This is a genomic window from Thalassolituus sp. UBA675, assembly GCF_002297765.1.
GTDB lineage: Bacteria > Pseudomonadota > Gammaproteobacteria > Pseudomonadales > Oceanobacteraceae > Thalassolituus.
This window is the reverse complement of record NZ_DBNJ01000026.1, coordinates 1-19,455: the sequence shown is the minus strand read 5'-3', so window position 1 is coordinate 19,455 and position 19,455 is coordinate 1. Positions and strand designations below refer to the sequence as shown.

The following is a 19,455-nucleotide window of genomic DNA, read 5'->3' as shown; positions in this document are numbered from 1 at the left end:
TTAATCTCAGAATAAATGACTGTAGCGTTCGATTTCCCATTCGCTCACTGAACGATGATACTCATTCCATTCTTCGCGCTTGTAGCGGATAAACTCCGCACGTAATTCTTTACCCAGCACTTCTTCAACGAACGGATCACTCTCAAACGCTGTGATCGCTTCATCTAATGTGCGTGGTAAAAATCCGATACCGCGCGCTTCACGCTCTTCTTCGGTGAGCTCGTAGAGGTTGGTTTCCTGAGGCTTACCCGGTTCGAGCTTCTCACGTATACCTTCAAGGCCTGCGGCCAGTACCAGAGCGCACGCAAGATATGGGTTTGTCGCTCCATCGGCATTACGAGATTCACAGCGGCCGCCGCCCATAGGCACACGTACCGAGTTAGTACGGTTATTTGAACCGTAAGAATTAAATACCGGCGCCCAGGTGAAATACGGCATATCTCCCTGACGCACGAGGCGCTTATAGGAATTCACCGTCGGTGCAAACACAGCACACAATGCTGGGCCATGCTTCAGAACACCAGCAATAAACTGATAACCGAGTTCGGTTAAGCCAAGACCATGAGGATCGTCAGAGGGTTTGCACTGAAACAGATTCTCTTTCGTATCGAGGTCGTAAAGCGACATATTAAAGTGCGCGCCGTTGCCGGTTTTGTTCGAAAATGGCTTCGGCATAAAGGTCGCCAGCAGACCTTCCTGCTTCGCATATTCTTTCGCCATCATTTTCAGGAAGGTAAAACGATCGCACGAGGTAACAGCATCGGCGTAATTAAAATCGAACTCAAACTGACCGTTGGCGTCTTCGTGGTCAAAAGAGTAAAGCCCCCATCCGAGGTCATTAATCGAAGTTGCCATCCGATCGAGCCAGCTGAAATTACTCAGGAATGACTGGGTGTCATAACAGGGCTTCTTCAGTTTATCGTTGGGGTCTTGCGGAACCAGGCTACCGTCTTCATTTTTCTTGAGCAGAAAGACTTCAGCCTCAATACCAAGGTTCATACCAAAACCCATGTCTTTTGCCTGTTCAAGTACGGACTTCAGCAACACACGAGTATTGAGCATGTAGGGCTCGCCATACAGAGTATTATCCGCTGGCATCCAGGCAACCTCGGGCTGCCATGGCAATTGAATAATGTGATCGAGATCAGGCACAGAGGCAATTTCATCGTCATTGGGTGCCTGCCCTAACCCATCCAGAGCATAGCCTGTGTAGAGTTCAGAACCGTGGGCCATATGATGAAGATGGGAAATAGGAACGACTTTTCCTTTCGGAATACCGTGAATGTCTACATAGGTTCCCATGCAGTATTTCACGCCTTTCTTCTGCAGTTCTTCCTGAATGCGGTTAATTTCACTGTCAGATTTTACGTCGATCATTGGTTTGTCCTTTGCAGGATTAAATCTTAAGTACAGACTCGTAGTATCTGTGATTAAGGGGGGCCTCTTCCTTAACGGCCTGTTGCAGTAGTGAAGAAAAGTCTTCACACATCCATTGGTACAATTCAGCGCCCTTTTCCGCGCTGGCGATTGATGGCGTGCCGGTCACACCATTTTTACTGGTGCGGTTTACCGGATGGCTGAACAGGCAGTTCCCGGTTCTGTCTTCATCATCGGCTTCCGCTAATTTGCTTTCGCGTACAATTTCCGGATAGAGATGCATCATCAATGACGTCTCGGCATCGTTGGCGTGCCAGTCGTCGGCATCAGCAAAATGTGCGTCTTTGACCCGTGCAGAAATCTGCGCAGTATTTACCAAAGCGACCATAAAGCCATCATGACGCGCACGCAGGATTTCCAGCGCACAGCGCAGCGGGGCTTCGTTAGTCACATGACCGTTGACCAGCACCAGGCGTCTGATGCCCGAGCTTTTTACCCAGTCGCCAAGGTCTGAAATAACATCTATTAATGTCTTCGGATTTAACGCCATAGTGCCTGGCCAGCGTTGGGAATGTCCGACTGAGCACCCGTATGGCAAAGTCGGTAACAGAATGACATCGGATGCTTTAGCAGCGTCACTGCAAAGCCGGTGCGCAATCGCAGTATCCATTCCACAACCCATGTGGGGACCATGCTGCTCAGTGGCGCCTATGGGCAGAATGGCGGTGTCGGTTCCGCCTTCGACAGCCGAGGCGACTTCTTCCCATGTCATATGGCTGAGTTGGTACATCAGAAGACGCTCCCGACGTCGTCATTAACATGCACCATGCGTACAAGGTTGAGATGATCATCGTCTTCTTCCTGCTCTGATGGCGGATGGATCAGCTCTTCAATATGCTGCTTAGTGGCGAGGAATTCCGGGTTCATAAACTGATCAGGGGAACGTGGTTGAGGCACTGGTACCTCAACAACTTCCTGCACTTCACCGGGATTCGCCTTTAACACAAGAATTCGGTCGGCCAGATACACAGCCTCATCGAGATCGTGAGTGATAAAGAACACAGTAATGTCGATGTTCTTCCAGATTTCCAGTAGATATGCCTGCATTTTCGCGCGCGTCTGAGCATCCAGTGCACCAAACGGCTCGTCCATCAACAGTACTTTCGGGCGGTTCGCTAATGCGCGCGCAATCGCCACGCGCTGCTTCATCCCACCGGACAACTGATGCGGATAACTGTTTTCGAATTTGGTTAAACCAATAAGATTGATCCACTCGCGGGCTTCTGACTCTGCGGTTCCTTTGTCGTAGCCGCTTTCAAGGAGCCCGAACATAATGTTCTTTTTTACGGTCAACCAGGGAAACAACGTATAGCCCTGAAATACCATGCCGCGTTCCGGGCCTGGTTCTGTCACGGCTTCTCCGTTAAGAAGCACCTGCCCGGAGCTCGCCTGCTCGAGGCCAGCCAGAATCCGTATCAGGGTCGATTTACCGCAGCCCGAAGGGCCAATCACACAAACGAACTCGCGCTTGTGGATCTTTAGGTTAATGTCTTTTAAGGCAGTTACTTCACCGAACTGCTTATTCAGGCCTTTAACCTCCATGGTCACCGGGCGCTGCTTAAGCCGGTCGAAGCGGTCTTTTACCTCTGGCGACTGGTCGAGATAACTGGGTAATTCTTTCTCTGTCATGGTTACCTCCGCTTATTTGGTTTCTTTCTGCCACGGAAAGAGGCGGCGCCCTAACCATGCCAATAACAAATCAATGGTAAGACCGAGAATCCCGATCATGATGATGGCAGCAAAAACATTATCGAAGTTCTTGTAACGCGCCTGCTGCGTAATAAACCAGGTAATACCTGAACTGGTACCAATGAGCTCAGCAACAATCAGATAAGTCCACGCCCAACCCAAAAGAATACGAACGTCGCGATACAGATCAGGCAGAATGCCCGGTACCACAACACGGAACAGCATGGACTTGTTCTTGGCACCCAGTGTCTGAGCAGCCTCTAACAAACTCGGATCAAGCTTACGCGTGGTATTCGCAACGACTAAGACCTGCTGAAAAAAAGTGCCGATAAAGATAATGGCAATCTTAGGTGCCTGATAAATACCCAATACGGCTACGGCCAGAGCACCAAACGCTGGCGCAGGCAGATACCGGAAAAATTCAATAAAAGGTTCAAATAAACGAGAGAAGAAGTCATAAGTGCCCGCCAGGATTCCCAGAGGTATACCAATGATGGAAGAAAGCACGAAACCCCAGAAGATGACCTGAATGCTGCTCCACAAGCTTTCATGCAGCCAGTTCTCACTTCGACGTTTAGGCTCAGTAGTAAATGAGGTGACAAACGCTGCGGCAACTTCATGAGGTGCAGGAAGATACACAGGGTTTGCAGGCTTGCCCTCTGGGAGCGCAGTGCCATTTTCGCTCGCTTTATCGTACTCACGGTCGAACACTTCCCGGTCAACCAGCAAGCCTTCACTGAAGTAACTAACGGAACCCGACTGTGTGATTTCGACTTGTGGATGCCACAGAAAAGGAACATAACTGACCAGTGCCCAAATCAGAATAGGCAAGGCGAAACTGGCCAGAGTCACGGCTCTGCGTGGTCCTCTGTCGAGTTTTCTGTTAACGGCAATAAGCTGCATTTCAATCCCCATGGTTATGTCCAATTAGCAGAAGAGAGCCAAAGTAACCCCTGCCCTTCAGGACATGTTGAATATCGGTAGAGAAAAACCAGCGCTAATTTAATAGCGCCGGCTATGCTGAGCCCCGACGGTTACAGAGCTTCCATCAGTGAAGGATCGATGTATTCATTGACTGGCTGCTTATCGCCGTATACATCGTTTGCCAGGTTAAAGGCATCTGCGATTTCACCGGAGCCGTACAACGATTTGAAGCCTGCTGATTTCTTCATGAAAGGAAGCGCTTCTTCTAACGTCAAGATCTTGGTGCCATCGATAAAGCCTTTGTACTCAGAAGGTGGGATACCCACACGAGCAGCCATAATGCTGATGGCTTCATCACGGGTTTCCGGGTCTTTCAGGTAATCAACCGCCATATACCAGACTTTCAGAACCTTCAGCCAGTCAGCACGGTTAGCAGCAAGACTCTGTGGCGATACTGCAAGAACGTCGTAGATAAGGCCCGGTTCGTCAGCACTGGAGTAAATACGCTTAGAACCTGGCACAAGATTCAGCGCCTGACCTGAGCTTGGCTGCCATGCCACGATCGCATCAACCTGACCTGAAGCCAACACCTGAGGAGTTTCATTGGTAGGCACGTTCACCAGCTCAACATCGGCTTCTGTCATACCGGCTTTTTCCAGAGCATTGAGCAGCAGCAGGTGGCCAACAAAGCCTACTTCGACGCCAACCTTCTTGCCTTTCAATTCTTCAATCGTACTGATGCCCGCAGCGGCAACGACCATATCGTTACCATTGCTGTAGTCGTTGATCAGAATGGTAACGTTCTTCGCACCGGTTGAACCAGTCACAAGCGCATCACCGTTTGTCATCGAAACTGCATCCAGCTGACCTGCTGCGAAGGCATCCATACTGGCCACGTAGTCGAACCATTCGAACTGAACGTCTACGCCCTCTTCTTCGAACATGCCTTTCTCAAGCGCGATCTCCCAGGCTACCCAGCCCGGCCAGTCGCTGTAACCAATCTTGAGAGGCTCAGCCACTGCACTGGCAACGCTCATCAACCCTGCGCACACAACAGACACCGCACCTGCAATAAACTTCTTTCTGATCGCCATAGGTATTCCCCAAAGGTTGTTAGTATTACTGAAATTGCGTTTCGTAATATCGAACCTAGCATTGGTTGTGCCACGGTTAGACATTTTTCGTCATTTACCACCTGAGAGGAGCAACTAACCTTCCTCTTAATTTGCTGAAACGCACGGAATTCGGGGCCTGGATATTTTTTGTCCGCTTTGCATACTACGCCTGAATTCTGAACTAGCAGGCGGTAGAAGAGTGATCAACTCGTACCAGAGTGTGCACCGAGAGAAAGCACGAGGTGCCGCAACGGGCACACCAAGAGTGCAAGTTCCAGATAATTCGCCGGGACAACCGCACTTGCAATCCCGCTCTCAGCGGGTTATCACTATATATACGCATTTGGCACAGCAATCGCTTAGCAGAATGTACTTACGCATTTAAAGGCAGCGCACGTAAATATGTGCCGTTGCCACAATAAGGGCACTAGGGTTCCGGCAGGTCTCTCCCAATCAACTTAAGGGAAAGAGCCAGCGACTGGACCGAGAGTGACCGACCTCCAGCGGCGTACTGGCAGGTTACACGGCGGGATAAAAGCCCGGGAGATCAGACAACGTACTGCTCACCTTTTAATGAGCAGCGTTTATGAATCCGTGAACTTGCAGGAGCCCGCACCATGACAAAACCTAATTTCTTTTTATTAATGATTTCCGCGCCCAAGATGTCTGCGCGTACAGGAGGCCTTTATGTCTGAGTTTCAGTCTGGCGACACTATTTATGAAGACACTCTCGGTGGTGGCTGTCATTGGTCCATGAGAGTTAAAAAAGGCACGCTGCTGACGCTCACCGATGTTAAAGGCGGCGCGAATCTGGGCATGCTGTTTTACAACCCGGAAAACCTCCTGGAAAAATACAACGCGCCCGACACATTAAAAGGTCAGCACACCTTTAAGCTGACCCGTGGTCATTGCCTGTATTCAGACATGGGCCGTATTTTTGCGTCCATCGTTGAAGACGACTGCGGCTGGCACGATACCGTGTGCGGCAACCTGAACAAAGACATGCTGCAAAAGAAATGGTCGCTGAAAACCTATCAGGAAGCCCTGAACGGCTGGACACAGAATGGCTACGACGCCTTTCTGGTCGAACTGGCCAAATACGGCCTGACCCGCAAAGACATGGCCGCCAACCTGAATTTATTCAGCAAAGTCAGCACCGACGCCGAAGGCAACATGCAGTACAGCGAAGGTTCAAAAGCAGGCGATAAAATCGTGCTGCGCTTCGAGATGGATACCTTAGTCATCATCCACACCTGCCCTCACCCACTGAGTAATGCTGAAGAATATCCGGTGCGCCCGGTGCACTACGCACTGGCCCAGGCCAAGCCGGTGACTGACGATGATGAGTGTATGAACTCCCGCCCTGAAAACCAGCGCGGTTTTAAAAACAACGCGATTTACCAGTTTATGGGCCAATAAGGAGGACGCATCATGATTAAAGAAAGCCAATTTAACGAAGCCGATGCGGTATTCCGTGAAACCGTTCCAGCAGGCGACTATTTTCTGCACTGCATTGAAAAAGGCCAGACCTTTCGCATCCTCGACCTCGAAGGTAATCAGGCCGCGGACACCCTGTTCTATAACGCCGATGACGTTTCAGAACGCTACAGCGCTATGGATACCATTAGAGGCCAAGGTAACGTTTATCTCACTGCGGGCACTGTTCTGCGCTCCAACGAAGACCGACCCATGCTAACGATTACTGCAGACACCTGTGGTCGTCACGACACACTGGGTGGCGCCTGTGCGACTGAATCGAACACCGTGCGTTACTCGCTTGAGAAAAAGTGCATGCATGCCTGCCGTGACAGCTGGATGCTGGCCATTAACGAAAATGAAGAATATGGCCTGAGCAAGTCTGACATCACTCACAACATTAACTTCTTTATGAATGTGCCTGTTACCCCGGAAGGCGGCCTGACCTTTGAAGACGGTATTTCAGGTGCGGGAAAATACGTCGAGATGAAAGCCGAAATGAATATTCTGGTACTGATCTCGAACTGTCCGCAGCTGAATAACCCCTGCAACGGCTATAACCCGACACCAGTCGATGTACTGATCTGGGAGTAACTATGTTTTCTAAAGTACTGATTGCCAACCGCGGTGCCATTGCCGTGCGTATTATGCGCACGCTGAATGAGCTTGGCGTCACCCCCGTAGTTATTTATCACGAAGCGGACAAGCATTCGCTGCACGTTCAGCAAGCGAAAGAATCCTACTCGTTGGGTGATGGCAGTGTCGCCGACACCTACCTAAATCAGGAAAAAATTCTGGGCATTGCGAAAGAAAGTGGTGCTCAGGCCATTCACCCTGGCTACGGTTTCTTAAGCGAGAACGCGACCTTCTCGGATGCCTGTGAACAAGCAGGTGTAGTCTTCCTCGGGCCAACCGGCCAACAGATGCTCGACTTTGGTTTAAAACACAGCGCCCGCGCATTGGCCGAACAAGCCGATGTACCCATGCTGCCGGGCACAGGTCTTCTGACTGACATCAACGAAGCCAAAGCAGAAGCTGACCGTATTGGTTATCCACTGATGCTGAAAAGCACCGCCGGTGGCGGCGGTATTGGTATGCAGCTCTGCTACACCGAAGCAGAACTGATTAACGCATTTGATTCGGTAAAACGCCTCAGTGCCAATAACTTCTCGAACGATGGCGTATTCCTGGAAAAATTTGTCGAGCGCGCCCGCCATATTGAAGTTCAGATTTTTGGTGACGGCACAGGTACGGTCGCTGCACTCGGTGAGCGGGACTGTTCATTGCAACGACGCAACCAGAAAGTCATTGAAGAAACACCGGCACCCCACATTTCAGAGGCCGTCCGTACTGCCCTGCATGAGACAGCGAAACGTTTAGGTGAAAGCGTAAATTACCGCAGTGCAGGTACCGTGGAATTTATTTACGACGAAAGCAGCGAATCATTTTACTTTCTCGAAGTGAATACCCGCTTACAGGTTGAGCACGGTGTGACCGAAGAAGTCTTCGGTGTGGATTTAGTGGAGTGGATGGTCCGGCTCGGTGCTGGCGAAACATTACCCTTAAACGAACAACGTTCTGCGAAAGGCCACAGTATTCAGGCACGAATTTATGCCGAAGATCCGGTAAAAAACTTCCAGCCCTGCGCTGGTCTATTAAGCCGGGTCGATTGGCAAGCCACAACTAAAAATGGAATGCGTACCAGAATCGATACATGGGTCGAAAGCGGCACACAGGTGCCCGCATTATTCGACCCTATGCTGGCAAAAGTCATTGTGACGGCAGAAACCCGCAAGCAGGCAATGACCGGGTTAGCAGAAACCCTCGATCAATCTGAACTGTACGGCATCGAAACCAACCTGCTTTATCTGAAGTCGATTCTAAAAGACGAAGAAGTAAAAGCCGGATTGGTCTGGACGCAGAAACTGAACAAAATGCATTTCACTGATCCGGCCATTGATGTTATCAGCGGAGGCACTCAAACCACAGTGCAGGACGTTCCCGGTCGTATCGGCCACTGGGACGTAGGTATTCCACCGTCAGGCCCGTTTGATGAATATTCCTTCCGCCTAGGTAACCGCCTGCTGGGCAACAGCGAAGACTGCGCAGGCCTTGAAATTACCTTAAAAGGCCCGGTGCTGGTTTTTCAGAAAGCCACGCAGATTATCCTTACGGGCGCTGCAACGAGTGCTGAACTGAGTCGCGATAATACGACTTACAGCATCCCATTTAATAAGATCGTTGAAGTGAAACAAGGCGACCAACTGGATTGCGGTACGGTGACCGGCGCGGGTGCCCGTGCGTACCTGCTCGTTGCTGGCGGCATTCAATGCCCTGTGTATCTAGGATCACGCTCCACCTTTACGCTCGGGCAGTTTGGCGGCCATAACGGACGCGCCCTGCTTCCTGGTGATGTATTACATCTGACTGAAGAAGCAACGTCTGCAAGCTACGTCAAATTAGCTGACGATATATTGCCTGCAGATGTCTTACCTGCCATCGGCAATGAATGGCAATTGCGTGTTATCTACGGCCCACATGGCGCACCCGATTTTTTCACTCAGAGTGATATTGATGAATTCTTTGCCGCCGATTGGGAGGTTCACTTTAATTCCAGTCGCACAGGTGTGCGCTTAATCGGCCCTAAACCTGAATGGGCTCGAAACGATGGCGGTGAAGCGGGTCTGCACCCATCCAATATTCACGATAATGCCTACGCCATTGGTGCCGTGGACTTTACCGGTGACATGCCAGTCATTCTCGGCCCTGACGGCCCAAGCCTCGGTGGTTTCGTCTGCCCTGTCACTGTTATTCAGGCAGACCTGTGGAAACTCGGACAATTAAAAGCTGGGGATAAAATCCGTTTTACACCGGTAAGCCACGACACAGCGGTAAATCTTCGTAATGAACAGCTCAAGCAATTAGACTCCCTTAAATACCAACATTCAGAAGTAAGTGAGTATTTACCTGACTCACCGGTGCTAAAAACCATTGATACAGAAAGTCATCCAACCGGCGTTGTCTATCGCCCCGCCGGTGATAATTATCTGCTGATTGAATACGGCCCACTGCAGTTGGATATCCGTTTGCGCTTCCGTGTACATGCGTTAATGGAATCTCTGCAAAGTCGGGAAATACCGGGAATTATCGAAATGACACCGGGCATTCGTTCATTACAGATTCACTATGACAGCCTGACATTAAAGCAGAGTGATCTGCTCAAGCTTCTGATCAACGAAGAAGACGCGCTGGGTGATCTGAAAAATGCTGAGGTGCCCTCACGTACCGTCTGGCTGCCACTTTCCTGGAATGACATCGCCTGCCAGCAAGCGGTTGATAAATACGTTAAGTCTGTACGCGCCGATGCCCCCTGGTGCCCGGATAACATCGAATTTATCCGTCGTATTAATGGTCTTGACTCCATCGACGATGTAAAAAGAATCGTCTTCGATGCCAGCTATCTGGTCATGGGCTTAGGTGACGTGTACCTCGGCGCACCAGTAGCCACGCCCGTTGACCCTCGTCACCGCTTAGTGACAACCAAGTACAACCCAGCACGTACCTGGACGGCAGAAAACTCCGTCGGTATCGGTGGTGCCTACATGTGTGTGTACGGTATGGAAGGCCCCGGTGGCTATCAGTTTGTCGGTCGCACATTGCAGATGTGGAACCGATACAAACAAACCAAAGAATTTACCAAGCCCTGGTTACTGCGCTTCTTCGATAAAATCCGCTTCTACGAAGTCAGCCACGATGAACTGACGGACATCCGTGAACACTTCCCTCATGGGCAGTACCCGATTCGTATTGAAGAAGACACCTTCAATCTCGATGAGTACGAGCGGTTCCTGAGTGATAACGCCGCAGGCATCAGCGAATTCCAGACGCATCGCCAACAAGCCTTCCAGACCGAGCTGGAAGACTGGAAGGCCAAAGGCTTACTGCGCTTTGAATCGGATATAGGTGTTGCCGAAGAAAACGACGAACGCGAACTGCTTGATGGTGAGTTTGCCGTAGAAAGCCACGTCTCTGGCAACGTCTGGCAGGTACTGGTGGAACCCGGACAGGGCGTAAAAGCCGGTCAGCCTCTACTGGTGCTGGAATCCATGAAGATGGAAATCGAAGTCACCGCCCATAAAGACGGCACCGTGGTCGAGCTTCTGAAAGAAGCGGGTAAAGGCGTGGCACCGGGGCAGGTGTTGGTCGTGCTGAAATAGTCGTAATACTTACACACTGATCCTTAGGGATTAGTGAAACAATCTGCTATAGTTCGCCGCGACAGCATCGGGTTGACACTGATTTGACCGATCCTGTCGCGACATCCCTTATTGCTTCTTCATCGACACCCGTCCGATCCTGACAATATCTGAATGCCGCACCCGGCCACTCTCTAACAAACGGCCAACTCGCTGGCTTCAGTCTGATCTGAACACATTTCGTTCTGACTACTGCTGCTTCTGCCCATTAAGGGCGACGACTTATTGCTGCTGGCTGTATGCGGCTGGCAGCATCTATTGGAATATTATGTCCGACACTATTGATACAAATACTGAAATCACATTTGATGATCTGGCGCTGGCCGAACCGATTGCCCGTGCCGTGAAAGAAAAAGGCTACACCAAGCCATCGCCAATTCAGGCGAAAGCCATCCCTGTTGTTCTGCAAGGCGGCGATCTTCTGGCCTCGGCCCAGACAGGTACAGGAAAAACGGCCGCCTTTACGCTGCCCGTGCTGCAACAGCTGCTCGATAAACCTCGCGCATCCGGTAACCGATGCAAAGCGCTGGTACTGACACCCACCCGCGAACTTGCTGCTCAGGTTCTCGAAAATGCCGAGATGTACAGCAAGCACACGAAAATCCGTTCAACCGTTGTATTTGGTGGCGTAAAAATTAACCCGCAGATGCAGAAGCTACGCAGCGGTACTGAAGTGTTGGTCGCAACGCCTGGGCGTCTGCTCGACCTGCATAGCCAGAACGCCATTAAGTTCGACGAACTCGATATTCTGGTTCTCGATGAAGCCGACCGCATGCTGGATATGGGCTTCATTCACGACATTAAGCGTGTTCTGAAAATCCTGCCAAAACAGCGTCAGAACCTGCTGTTTTCTGCGACTTTCTCTGATGAAATCCGTGAGCTTGCTCATGGTCTGCTGGATAACCCGGCCGAAGTTAGTGTGGCAAAAGAAAACACCACCAATACTCAGATTGAGCACAAACTGCATCCGGTCGATAAATCGGCAAAAACACGTTTGCTGAGCCACCTGACCCGTACCGAGAACTGGGAACAGGCACTGGTGTTTAGTCGCACTAAGCACGGTGCTAATAAACTGGTTCGACTGCTGGAAAAAGACGGCATTAAAGCCGCTGCCATTCATGGTAATAAAAGCCAGAATCAGCGCACTAAAGCTCTGGCCGACTTTAAAGATGGAAAAATCACGCTGCTTATTGCCACGGATATTGCCGCACGTGGTATCGATATCCACCAGCTTCCACAGGTCGTAAACTTTGACCTGCCGAATGTACCGGCCGACTATGTACACCGTATTGGTCGTACTGGCCGTGCGAGTATGACAGGCCATGCCATATCCCTGGTAAGTGCAGATGAAATCGATCAGCTGCAGGATATCGAACGACTGATCCAGAAGCATATCGATCGCGAAGAAGTGAAAGGCTTCAAACCACAGAACCCTCTGCCTGAATCGCGCAAGATTCTGCCTCTTAAAAGCAAGAAGCCCAAGAAACCTAAAAAGCCAAAAGAGCAGTCGCAGGCAAACCCGGGTAACGCCAACAATCGCTCAGGCGGTCACCGCAAGCCAGGCTCGGGAAGTAAGTCAGGTAAGCCAGCGCTGAATAAGTCTGCACACAGCGGTAAGACTGCCAGCACATCGCCTTATGGCGAAGCTAAGAAGCCGCAGATCAAGGTTCGCCGTAGCCAGCGCCAGAAGGCCGCCGAAGCCTGAGCTACAACTCTTAGCTGAGAACGAAATGAGCACCGGCCTTACCTACACTGTTCCGGCTGCGACTACCGAAGTGTATGTTTGGACGGCTGCTCAACCTGGAATGGGGACATACTCGCTTGAAGTGCGGATTCAGTAAGTAAGTCAGTGAGAACAAAAAAGTCCCCGTACCTGCTAGGGGCCGGGGACTTTCTAACGATAAATGACCACTCACGACGATGGGTAGCCTGATCTCTCTCACTACAAGACCTTAAATAACCCTGAAAAATATCATAACTTAGTTACCAGGATATCTGATGCAGTGAAGTTATGCGTCTGATGAGTCGTCAGGTAACTCAGCGTACTCCAGCGCCCTGTTAATATCACTAACCCAGCGATGTTGGCGCGACGTAAAAATACGCGCTGTCGGTGTTATATCGATCTCGCAATCCAGGCTACCTGCAGGCACCATCAACACACCTGGGATCTCGCTCCCCGGTACGGCAGAACCACAGTGCTTGCAGAAGCTTTTAGAGTGGCGACTGCCCGGAAGATTAAAAGTAGTCACGGCATTGAGACCACTGTTCCAATGCAATACTGCCGACTGAGAAAACAGATTAGCGGCATGAGCTGAGCCACTGTCTTTCTGACAATACGAGCAGTAGCACAGGTAAAAGCTGTCAAACTGCCCTTTGATCGAAAAAGTCACTGCACCACACAGGCAGGAGCCCTGATAGTCTGACATCCTTCTATCCTTAATTAAAAGCCGTAAATACTTACTAAGCACTACTTGCCGAAAGTACTGAGCGTTAGCAGATTAAACCCTTTGTAACCCTCCCCTAATTAGGACCACTCATTATTAGAGCATTTCCGGGGAGGTTGCTCTTTGTTCACGATACTCTACCGGTGTCAGATCACCGAGTGATTCGTGAGGTCGTTCTTCATTGTATTCCATCACCAAGCGACTGGTAATATCTCTTACTTCATCAAGATCACTGAACAGATAGTAATCCAATACCTCTGTTCTGTAAGTGCGGTTGAATCGCTCAATATAACCATTCTGTGTTGGTTTTCCAGGTTTGATAAATTCAAGCAGTACACCATGCTCTTCTGCCCATTCTGACAACACCAGAGCCGTAAACTCAGGCCCATTATCCATGCGAATCTGAGACGGATAGCCCCGCCATTCGGCTATACGTTCCAGTGTTCTGATAACACGCTTTGACGGTAAATTGAGATCAATTTCGATCCCCAGAGCTGCACGATTGAAGTCGTCTACCACATTAAACGTCCGGAACTTTCTTCCGCACTTCAGGGCATCACTCATGAAATCCATAGACCAGCTCTGGTTTTCTGAAGCAGGTACAGCCAATGGCTGCGGATAACGATTCGGCAGACGCTGCTTACCTTTTCGCTTCATGTTCGCTTAAGCTGAAGGTATACCCGGTACACCCGCTTATGGTTCCATTCATGTCCCAGGTTTCGGAGTTTGATGAATAGTTTGCGAAAACCATATCTGGGATACCGCTCAGCCATGCTTTGAAGTGCCTCAATTACTGCATCATCCCGATGTGGATCTGGACGATACTGGTAGGCACTGCGGGCTATGTTCAGTGCCTTACAGCTTCTGCGTTCGCTCAGTTGATATTCGTCCTTAAGAGCATCAACCAGAACACGCTTCTCAGCTGTTGTCAGAGCTTTTTTTTCGATAACATCCTTTAGTGCTCTGTTTTCCAATGCAAGATCAGCATACATGCGCTTAAGCTGTGATAGCTCCGCATCCATGTCTTTCATTCGTTTGATATCGGATGCTTCCATACCGCTGTATTTGCTTTTCCAGTTGTAATACGTTGCATCCGAGATGCCATATTCCCTGCAGACGTCTTTGACGGTTCTGCCTGCTTCTACAGCCTTCAGGATGGCGATGATCTGAGTTTCGGTATAACGGGATTTACGCATAAGATGATCTCCTGTTTGCGTTGATTATCCCGGACAACCTCTAATTTGGAATGGCCCAGTTTTTGGGGAGGGTTACAAGGCGTCGTCAGCTGATCCAGATACGAACCCAAGAATCCAATCGCAGTAAAGTAATGGGCAAGCAAATGGAACGGTCATACAACCGAATACTAAAAGCCCTTGAGAAAGAGATCCAATGGGTTGAGGACAGACTCTCCAAATCAGTTGAGGCTGAGCCCTCCTGGCTGGAGAGAAAAGAATTACTTGAAAGCGTGCCTGGTGTAGGCAAAGCCCTTATATGGACCTTACTCTCCGAGATGCCAGAACTTGGTACGTTGAACAACAAACAAATCAGTGCCCTTGCCAGTCTCGCTCCAATCAATCGCGACAGCGGGAAGTCGCAAGGGAAAAGACGCATTCAGGGTGGTCGATATAACGTCCGTACAACGCTTTATATGGCCACATTGAGCGCGACGCAATGCAACCCCATTATTGGTGACTTTTATCGCCACCTAGTTAAGCAGGGAAAGCACAAGAAAGTTGCCTTAACGGCCGCAATGAGGAAGTTTCTAACCATCCTGAATGCGATGATCCGGAATGGTCAGGAGTGGTCTTATGAATAATTATTTAGCTACGGTTGAACCACAGTCGCTTGTTATAAGCCATCAGATAGAGCTTCCCACTTTGTTACTCGCTCTCTGATTTTTTTCATTGCCACCTCTGCTAGTTCAGTGATTTTCTCTTGGTTGCTTTCCGCTTTCTCCCAATAGTCTAAGTGTCTTTCTCCGTCCGCTGGATCGTGATACTGATATTCGATTGACTCAGAACGGCTTTCCTTTTCAATCGAACGGATGGACTTATAAATATCCTCAGGGAAGAAAGGCCGCTTCTTTTCCCTTACTAGATACAATGCTCTCAGCGCTTCGTAGAAACGTGTAAGCCTTTCCTGCTTTATTTCATCATCTGTTTTATTCGGGTCTCTGAAATCCATAATGGGGCGCAAACTAATACTGGCATCTCTTACGTCGACAAGGAGCGAAGATAGCTCTGAAAGAACCTGATACTCTTTTTCATACCTAAAGCCATGCGTGTTAATTTGAGATGAAAGCTCAGCTCGAGCTGACTCTAATTGTGTGGCGTGATCCAGCTTTACTTTTTCGATCCTACTCGTAATTTCTCCAATATCTTCTTTTGTGGCTAAGTTTTTCCCTTTTTCCGAGCTGTATGAAAAAAGAAACTTTCTAAACAAAAAGATACTGCCGACCCCAAGCAAGATAAGAACCTGAAGACCTAAAATAATATTTTGCTCCACTGTTAATGGTTCCTCATTGCTTATAACGCCCGGCCTTGGGGCGCGTGCTTTTTGCGCGTCCCGCCACGCTTTTCAGTGGCCTCAACGGCCGCTTGTTAGTTGTCTTTGGCTTTAACAAAGTGACTTTCTTTTTCTGGGTCTAGCCACTCTCCTTCAGGAATGTATATTCCAAGAGCCATGCGGACGTGTTGTGCAGAGTATGAATTCAATATACCTTGATTTGCTAAGGTATGATCATGACCATTGTACAAGCCAATTAAGTTACTCGAAGCTTTAACTACATCAGATCTTTTGGGTAGTCCAAATATAAATGAGGTGACAGGGTAGACGGGGATCAAGCTCATTGCAGCATGTAATCGAGATGAGAGTTCTCGGAATTCTTTCAAAGCTTGATCTTGTGACTCATCTCCCAATGGCTTTGGGTTCGCATACAGGTTTGCATACAAAATTAACTTGTGAGATATGTCAGCGACAACCCTCTTCATAGAGTGTACAGGCTCGATAAAAAGTTTAATAACTACCTGACCGAGTACAAAAGTAAGTACACCAGCTAGTATCGTAAAAAATATCTCCACAGCTTCCTCCTTGGCAACTAACGCCGCATTCAGAGGCTTGTCCGCTGCAATGCTTTGTTAAGTGACGTTGCCTGCAATATTTTCAGCTGCCAAATCCAGGAGTTCTTGGTACTTTTGTAGAATTGTTTTTGTAGCGTCATCCGGACGCAATCGCAATATAAAATTTGCAACCGTAGCATTACTAACCGTATGACCCAACACTCTGCTTGCTAGAGCATCTAGCTGATGTTGCGTCGTGCTACTAAGATGCGCCGCAGCATTTCTGACAGTCTTCAAATCAGATAAATCTCTAGCAATAGATGAGATATTGGAAGAAAAAGGCTCTCCATTTTCTAAGTATAAATTAGCAAGCCTACGGACAATTTCGTGGTTAGCCCAATCAACATACTTTTGCGTTCCAATTAACATTTTTAAGGCATGATCTTTGTCAGCAGGCGTCACATGAGTCGTCACAGCAGTCCCATTTGTCGAGACTTCTCCGATAAGGTAACTAGCGAAAGATTCTTCGACAAACGACTCCCAGTAGATGAACATTTTTAAAAATGCAGAAGAAATAATAAATTCTTTCTGCGAGTCATCAAAAATATCATTTCCAGAAGAATCTGAATCACAAGCTTTCTGTATTATTGCATTGATCTGAGAAACACCAGATCTGAATTCTGCTATTGAATTTGACAGCGGCATCATTTACTCCGTTATCAGTTTTGCAATATATTCGCTTCTACGTATTCTAACGGCTGTGTCTGTTGTCGCCCTTCTGCAGTCCTCAAGAAACTGTCTTTCCTCGCCATTTAACCTATCCTTGTCATCTTCTTCGAAAATGTAATCAAGTCTTTCTAACTTTTGAGAGACCCTTGCATATCCCACTTGTTCAACGGGAATCCTATTGGCTTGTAGATTTGCTATCCCATATTCCAAGTGAAAGATGGATACAAAAAGAGAATAAAACACATGATTTCGTCGGAACTCTCTTTTTTTAAGGTTAGAATCAAAGAGCTCTATAATGATATTTATAATGTTCTGGAACTTCTCTTCAAGTTCCTCTGTATCGTGATCGAAGTTATCTTCATATGTTTCGTAAAACTTCTTAATCTGTTTTTTTGAGCGAATCCCTTCTATCATCGCAATAAGCAAATCCGCAGTCATTTGTACGTCATACATACGTAGAACATTTTGCTCGGAAATAATTTTGTTATTTATCCAGAATGCGTTGTTTAAATGAGCCAATCTATCTGCAGTAGTCTTAAAAGGTCCAAAGTGGTTGGCATTTAACTTTTCTTGCTCGTTCAATGTAACTGAATACGAATTCAATCTACTGAACACGTCCAAAACATCTGGGTCAGACATGTTAACTAACAAGTCAACCGATATTTCATAATTGAGTATTTGACTTTGGATGTCGTCATCTACCTCACTCAGCTGGCTAAAATAAAGCCCGCCATATGTTTTATTGTGTCGTTTGCTAATCATGAAACCATCTTTCATAAAAGACAGGATTGTGCGCAAACGTTGCTGCCCATCCACAACCTCTCGGATAGATTTTCTAGTTTGAGGGTTTAATTTTTGCCTAATAAATACTTTGGGTATTGGTTTTCCGCTGACAATCGTATCCATAAGATAAGATCTCGCCGTATCATTCCATACCGATCGCCTTTGGAACTTTGGCGACAACTCTAGCTGATCATTGTCAGACCACTCCAGGAAGTCATTAATACTGTATGTTCTAGAATCAAAATTTTTCATTATGCTTCCTGATGTTATTTAGAATTTCCACTTAACAGCTTATTAGTGTGCGTGCGCGTTTATCCTGGAACACGCTTTCGAGGTTTCCAGGGTAACTCTTTGACTCAATTGAAGAATCTTCCATAACTCAAATCTCCCTTCCAGAAAAACGCGCACGCCTGTTATTTCGATATTCGTGCGCACATAAACTTGTAAACCAAGTTTGTAAGTATCTGATTCGCTTGAGGATTACAGTACCCCCCACCGGCAAAACGTGCAAGCGCGAATGTAAAGCGTGCCAGTTTTGCTCGAAAAGTCCAAAATATACTGTTTGGATATCCACACTCTCTTTACATTCAGACGCCTCCGCAGGGCAGCACATAATCGACACATTTGATCATTCTGATGTTATCTTTGATCATTGCTCTTACAAGCACCCTTTGCCATGATCCAGACTCTTTAAGGTCTTTCTGTCAGGGTTTCTTATGTATCAGGATATCGAGTATCAGGTTAACGATCGCATCGCGGTTATTTCGATCAATCGCCCTAAGGTGTTGAACGCAATTCGTGTTCAGACCTATAAGGACATCATTGCTGCGCTGCAATCAGCAGATGCCGATGATGCTGTGTCTGTCATCGTGATGACGGGCGCAGAAGGTAAGTTTACAGCGGGCAATGATCTTCGTGATCTGCTGACCGACGGTGATCTCGAAGGTGTACGCGATGGTGTCGCCGGTATTTTCGATACCCTGGGTGGCCTGGAGAAGCCGCTGATTCTTGCGCAGGAAGGTGTTGCTGTCGGTATCGGTGCAAACCTGCTGTTGCACGCCGATCTGGCTTACGCTGGTAAGAGCATCCGCTACAGTCTGCCGTTTGCCAAAATTGGTGTTGCTGCGGAAGGCGGTTCTTCTGTGATGCTGGCTGAAGCGATCGGCCCTAAAAACGCGGCAGACCTGCTGCTTACCGGTCGCTTCTTCTCTGCCGCTGAAGCTGAGAAATGGGGCCTCCTGAATGCCGCAGTTGAGGATGGCAAAGCTCTTGAAACTGCGATGGCCACTGCTGCTGAGCTTCTGAAGAATCACCAGGGGTCACTGAAGGCAATCAAGGCGCTCGGCCGTGCAGAAGGACATCAAGAGCGTCTGAATACTGCAGTAAAAGCGGAGATGGATGCGTTCACTGATCTGCTGGCAACGCCAGAAACCCAGATGCGTATTCAACACGTTCTTAAGGGTGGTAAGTAAGCCACGCTTGTTGGTGATAGCCATGAAACAAAAAAGCCGCTCATTGAGCCACTGCTGTCCCACAGTTTTGG

17 protein-coding genes and 1 riboswitch are annotated in these 19,455 nt (G+C 48.5%); of the genes, 6 read left to right on the top strand and 11 right to left on the bottom strand.

Translation table 11 applies throughout. The features are described from left to right. Nucleotides 1–6: 6 nt before the first annotated feature. The 5 genes from glnT to B3007_RS10745 all read right to left on the bottom strand — a co-directional run bounded on the left by glnT (nucleotide 7) and on the right by B3007_RS10745 (nucleotide 5,144). Entirely contained in the window at nucleotides 7–1,377 is a 1,371-nt protein-coding gene (gene glnT / locus B3007_RS10765) for a type III glutamate--ammonia ligase (RefSeq protein WP_068441382.1), read from the bottom strand. A 19-nt stretch (nucleotides 1,378–1,396) separates the two neighbouring features. Further along, nucleotides 1,397–2,167: a creatininase family protein gene (locus B3007_RS10760; RefSeq protein WP_301377601.1), complete on the bottom strand. Its 771-nt coding sequence runs from the start codon at nucleotides 2,165–2,167 to the stop codon at nucleotides 1,397–1,399. Further along, a complete protein-coding gene (locus B3007_RS10755; protein WP_068441386.1) occupies nucleotides 2,167–3,066 on the bottom strand; it encodes an ABC transporter ATP-binding protein in 900 nt (299 codons plus the stop codon). Before B3007_RS10755 ends, B3007_RS10760 begins: the two co-directional genes overlap by 1 nt. A gap of 12 nt (nucleotides 3,067–3,078) precedes the next feature. Then, complete coding sequence (locus B3007_RS10750) at nucleotides 3,079–4,041, bottom strand: ABC transporter permease (protein WP_068441389.1); 963 nt, start codon at nucleotides 4,039–4,041, stop codon at nucleotides 3,079–3,081. Between the two features lie 119 nt (nucleotides 4,042–4,160). Further along, nucleotides 4,161–5,144 carry an ABC transporter substrate-binding protein gene (locus tag B3007_RS10745; protein WP_068441409.1) on the bottom strand — a complete coding sequence of 328 codons (984 nt, stop codon included), beginning with the start codon at nucleotides 5,142–5,144 and terminating at the stop codon, nucleotides 4,161–4,163. A gap of 437 nt (nucleotides 5,145–5,581) precedes the next feature. After that, nucleotides 5,582–5,713, top strand: a riboswitch (guanidine-I (ykkC/yxkD leader). A 139-nt stretch (nucleotides 5,714–5,852) separates the two neighbouring features. Here B3007_RS10745 and B3007_RS10740 point away from each other — a divergent pair. From B3007_RS10740 to B3007_RS10725, 4 genes are all read left to right on the top strand, one after another. Further along, complete coding sequence (locus B3007_RS10740; RefSeq protein WP_301377604.1) at nucleotides 5,853–6,584, top strand: urea amidolyase associated protein UAAP1; 732 nt, start codon at nucleotides 5,853–5,855, stop codon at nucleotides 6,582–6,584. 12 nt (nucleotides 6,585–6,596) lie between these two features. Next, on the top strand, nucleotides 6,597–7,235 hold the full coding sequence (locus B3007_RS10735) for an urea amidolyase associated protein UAAP2 (RefSeq protein ID WP_301377606.1): 639 nt from the start codon (nucleotides 6,597–6,599) through the stop codon (nucleotides 7,233–7,235). Between the two features lie 2 nt (nucleotides 7,236–7,237). After that, on the top strand, nucleotides 7,238–10,858 hold the full coding sequence (uca, locus tag B3007_RS10730; protein WP_301377608.1) for an urea carboxylase: 3,621 nt from the start codon (nucleotides 7,238–7,240) through the stop codon (nucleotides 10,856–10,858). Nucleotides 10,859–11,195: 337 nt separating this feature from the next. Further along, a complete protein-coding gene (locus B3007_RS10725; RefSeq protein WP_301377623.1) occupies nucleotides 11,196–12,602 on the top strand; it encodes a DEAD/DEAH box helicase in 1,407 nt (468 codons plus the stop codon). A 304-nt stretch (nucleotides 12,603–12,906) separates the two neighbouring features. Here the strand turns inward: B3007_RS10725 and B3007_RS10720 are convergent, their stop codons facing one another. Both B3007_RS10720 and B3007_RS10715 read right to left on the bottom strand, forming a co-directional pair. Then, nucleotides 12,907–13,323, bottom strand: coding sequence for a GFA family protein (locus tag B3007_RS10720; protein WP_301377609.1), 417 nt, complete (start codon nucleotides 13,321–13,323; stop codon nucleotides 12,907–12,909). Nucleotides 13,324–13,437: 114 nt separating this feature from the next. Next, nucleotides 13,438–14,537, bottom strand: a protein-coding gene (locus tag B3007_RS10715; RefSeq protein WP_414716224.1) for an IS3 family transposase whose coding sequence is annotated in 2 segments (ribosomal slippage) — nucleotides 13,438–14,003 and nucleotides 14,003–14,537 — 1,101 coding nt in all. Because the reading frame shifts where the segments join, the coding sequence is not laid out codon by codon here. 131 nt (nucleotides 14,538–14,668) lie between these two features. Between B3007_RS10715 and B3007_RS10710 the strand changes: the two genes are divergently transcribed. After that, nucleotides 14,669–15,157 (top strand): transposase, encoded by a 489-nt coding sequence (locus B3007_RS10710; protein ID WP_301377610.1) that lies wholly within the window; start codon nucleotides 14,669–14,671, stop codon nucleotides 15,155–15,157. A 32-nt stretch (nucleotides 15,158–15,189) separates the two neighbouring features. On the opposite strand, the gene B3007_RS10705 is transcribed toward B3007_RS10710, so the two are convergent. The 4 genes from B3007_RS10705 to B3007_RS10690 form a co-directional block, all read right to left on the bottom strand. Next, nucleotides 15,190–15,846, bottom strand: coding sequence for a hypothetical protein (locus B3007_RS10705; protein ID WP_272969929.1), 657 nt, complete (start codon nucleotides 15,844–15,846; stop codon nucleotides 15,190–15,192). A gap of 95 nt (nucleotides 15,847–15,941) precedes the next feature. Continuing rightward, the gene (locus B3007_RS10700; RefSeq protein ID WP_301377613.1) at nucleotides 15,942–16,421 is read right to left on the bottom strand and encodes a hypothetical protein; all 480 of its coding nucleotides are present in this window, start codon (nucleotides 16,419–16,421) and stop codon (nucleotides 15,942–15,944) included. A 57-nt stretch (nucleotides 16,422–16,478) separates the two neighbouring features. Beyond that, nucleotides 16,479–17,105 (bottom strand): hypothetical protein, encoded by a 627-nt coding sequence (locus tag B3007_RS10695; RefSeq protein WP_301377615.1) that lies wholly within the window; start codon nucleotides 17,103–17,105, stop codon nucleotides 16,479–16,481. 3 nt (nucleotides 17,106–17,108) lie between these two features. Further along, on the bottom strand, nucleotides 17,109–18,164 hold the full coding sequence (locus tag B3007_RS10690) for a DUF262 domain-containing protein (protein ID WP_272969926.1): 1,056 nt from the start codon (nucleotides 18,162–18,164) through the stop codon (nucleotides 17,109–17,111). A gap of 464 nt (nucleotides 18,165–18,628) precedes the next feature. Here B3007_RS10690 and B3007_RS10685 point away from each other — a divergent pair, with 464 nt between their 5' ends. After that, a complete protein-coding gene (locus tag B3007_RS10685; RefSeq protein WP_272969925.1) occupies nucleotides 18,629–19,384 on the top strand; it encodes an enoyl-CoA hydratase/isomerase family protein in 756 nt (251 codons plus the stop codon). Nucleotides 19,385–19,455: the final 71 nt, after the last annotated feature.